This window comes from Moorena sp. SIO2C4 (genome assembly GCF_010672485.1).
Classification (GTDB): Bacteria; Cyanobacteriota; Cyanobacteriia; order Cyanobacteriales; family Coleofasciculaceae; genus Moorena; species Moorena producens.
Genome location: NZ_JAAHGN010001385.1, coordinates 1 through 1,583 on the forward strand (window position 1 = coordinate 1; position 1,583 = coordinate 1,583).

Annotated in this window: 1 protein-coding gene and 1 pseudogene; both read right to left on the reverse strand. The window is 45.4% G+C overall.

The window, feature by feature from the left end:
- Window positions 1–432: 432 nt before the first annotated feature.
- Complete coding sequence (locus F6K20_RS37840) at window positions 433–798, reverse strand: response regulator (protein ID WP_008179375.1); 366 nt, start codon at window positions 796–798, stop codon at window positions 433–435.
- A 22-nt stretch (window positions 799–820) separates the two neighbouring features.
- Window positions 821–1,583 (reverse strand): annotated as a pseudogene (locus F6K20_RS37845) (NUDIX hydrolase); the annotation flags it as partial.

Consider the following 1,583-nt stretch of genomic DNA (forward strand, 5'->3'; position numbering starts at 1 on the left):
CCCTTTTTTGCATAACCTACCAACCATAAAGGCTCAACGTAATCAGGTTTCGTCTCCGGGGGAGACCACGGCAATAGCGAGTGGGGGAAACCCCCAAGACCGCGCTGCCTCCCCAAGACCGCGCTGCCTCCCCAAGACCGCGCTGCATCGCTTCTAGATTTTTAATTTTTAATTTTGAATTTTGAATTCCCCAAAGGGGTCAATGATTTCCCTAACAGGACTTACGCAACAACCCTATCTGTAGGGTGCGTTATTAACTAACCAAGCGCTTTTGTGGAAGCACCTTTGTGGCCGAGTTTTGCGTAAGTCCTGCCTAAGACTTCAAACTCATATCATCTCCGGTACCATCGGTATTGTATACCACAAGAGTGTTTTGCAGGCGGCTCAGCCTTGTGGCTCTCAAGACAAATGACAAAAAAAGCGGACTGGATATCAATTGGTTATTTCTTCCTCTATGGCTTGTTCTATTTCTCTGAGAAGCGCTGGTTTGACTAGATAACGACGAGCTCCTAGTCTGAGAGCTCGCTTTTTGTCTGCTGGGAAGGAGTAGGCAGAAAGGATAACTATAGGGATTGTTGCCCATTGGGATTTCTTGAGTTTTTCGATCAAGGTAAAGCCATCAACTTCTGGTAATTTGAGATCCAGCAGAATCAAGTCAGGTTGAAAGTCGGCGAGGTCTCGTTTAATGGTTAACCCATGGGGTAAAGCGCAAACGTCATACCCTTGCAACTGAAGGTATTCAGTGATAACTTCTCGATTGAAATCGTCATCCTCAATAAATAGGATTTTCTGAACCACAATTACAGATGTTTTTTCATTGCTACATAAATACCAACGGTTTATCCTTTAAACGACCATATGCCTCCGCATCAAAGCGGTACAAATTTCAGGGACGACCTGCTCCATGAGATACTCTTAAACTAGTATCCGCCAGGAATAATAGCTTTAAAAGACGAGGGCTAAAATTGTAATAATCCGAGACGTTTTCAAAAAAAACTGTGGTGTACAGTTGATAAATAGTATAGATATTATTGAGGGTAAATACATCTCGGAACAGGTCAAAGGCGACAGGATTGTCTGCCAATTTGTTGCGCAAATGCCGATAACCATAGTCCAAAATTGGATTATGCTCAAAGGCGAGCTGCGGCACATGCTCGATGGAATACCAGGTAATACCACTGACATGATCTGTGTTGAATTTAGCTTCTTCTAGTCCCACTAGGGCAAAGTAACTGACGGATAGGTAACCCATGGCATAGTGGTGGTTATAGGTAACCTCGACTCTAACCAATTTTGGTTGATAACGACCTAGTTCTCCGAAAGTGTACAGTTGCTCTAGGTTCAGGTTGTTAACTCCAATTTTCTCTGCCCAAATCCGATCGCATAGCGTGGCCATTCGCGTAGCGTGGCCGAAAGGCCAAGGCCAATCGCGTAGCGTGGCCATTCGCGTAGCGTGGCCGAAAGGCCAAGGCCAATCCCCAGCATTGTCTAATGATTCTCCGTCCGACACCAAGGTTCCTGGTAAACTCGATTTACCGAGGAAGGCTTCCTCTTGGAGTACCAAAAGGCGGCTTTGTTGGGTA